General features: G+C 60.0%; 1 protein-coding gene. It reads left to right on the top strand.

Annotated elements, in window-relative coordinates; all coding sequences use genetic code 11:
• A partial coding sequence (locus DIZ26_RS34565; protein ID WP_157979913.1) for a helix-turn-helix domain-containing protein occupies nt 1–1,339 on the top strand: 1,339 nt, incomplete at its 5' end.
• Between the last annotated feature and the right edge of the window lie 62 nt (nt 1,340–1,401).

Genomic DNA, 1,401 nt, shown 5'->3' with positions numbered 1-1,401 from the left:
GGTGGAGGCATACGGGAAGAGTGCGACTGCTGCAGGATCGGCTCTCGTTGCGAGGTTGAAGGAGCGGTCACAGCTCACGTCGTCTGGCTTGCTCACATTGTCGACGCGGTTCAGCGTTGCTGCTGACCTCTATATCGAGAGACTTGAGGAAAAGGTCAAGGCCGACAAGTATTCGCCAGGAACGCTCTACACCTACCAACTGCACCTCAAGAACAACGTTCTGCCGCGAATCGGCGAGATCTGCCTCGGTGAAGCGACGCCGCCTTTGATGGACAAGGTCGTTACGGCAATCCGAGACGAGGTCGGCGCAGTGTCGGCGAAGACCTGTAAGACAGTCATTTCCGGCGTCTTCTCTCTCGCCGTACGACAGGGGGCCATCCAGGCGAACCCTGTCCGGGAACTCGAATCCTTGGACGCAGCTCCACTCAAGGCGCCGCGAGCTTTCACGGAGGATGAACTGGCCAAGTGGTTCGCGATGGTGAGTCAAGATGAGCGCGCGGTTCGCGCTGACGTCCCCGACCTATCCATTTTTCTGCTCGGAACGGGCGTCCGTATCTCCGAGTCCTTGGCAGTGCTGTGGAACGAAGTGGACTTTGCGAGCAACGAGGTTCACGTCAACTGTCAGATCAACCGAGTTAAAGGAAAGGGGCTCGTCAGGCGTCGAACCAAGTCGCGAGCGGGGCAGCGAATCCTCACGCTTCCTGAGTGGGCGATGGACATGCTGCGTCGTCGGTTCAGCGCTGATTTTTCGCTTGATCAGCCAGTCTTCGCGGATGCGATCGGTGGGTTCAGAGACCCAAACAACGTCCGCAAGAGTCTCCGGCTAGCGCGTCAGCCCATTGGCTCGGATCGGCGGCGTGAACTCGGCAAGCTACTAGCCAAGGCTCGCCGGAACGCGGGCCTGACTCAAGTGGAGGCTGTGAAGCGACTGGACTGTCCGAAGAACCGGATTAGCCTCATCGAGACTGGGCGAGTGCGAGTTGACGTCTCAGAAGCTCAGACGCTGGCTCACGCATACAAGCTGTCTTCGGCATCACGGAAGGCGCTACTGAAGCTAGTGGAAGAGGCTGCCGTTCCTTCAATCGCTGATGAGCTGGATTGGGTGACCTCCCACAACTTCCGGAAGACAACCGCCACTCTGCTGGACGAGGCCGGCCAAACGCCACGGCAGGTGGCGGACCAGCTCGGGCAGTCGCGCCCGTCGATGACGCAGGACGTCTACTTCGGTCGGAGAGCGAGAAACCCGGAGGCTGCAAGCGCCCTGGCGAAGGCCATGCCGACCGGGGTGACAGGCCAAAAGCATGGGGTAAAGCATGGGCAGGAAGGTTCTGGTTCATGAACCTTCCCGCATATGCCCTGGTCAGAGAGCCGACGAGGGGACTCGAACCCCTAACCACCGCT

Source organism: Kribbella monticola (genome assembly GCF_003261635.1).
Classification (GTDB): Bacteria; Actinomycetota; Actinomycetes; order Propionibacteriales; family Kribbellaceae; genus Kribbella; species Kribbella monticola.
This window is presented reverse-complemented; position numbering and strand designations above follow the sequence as displayed.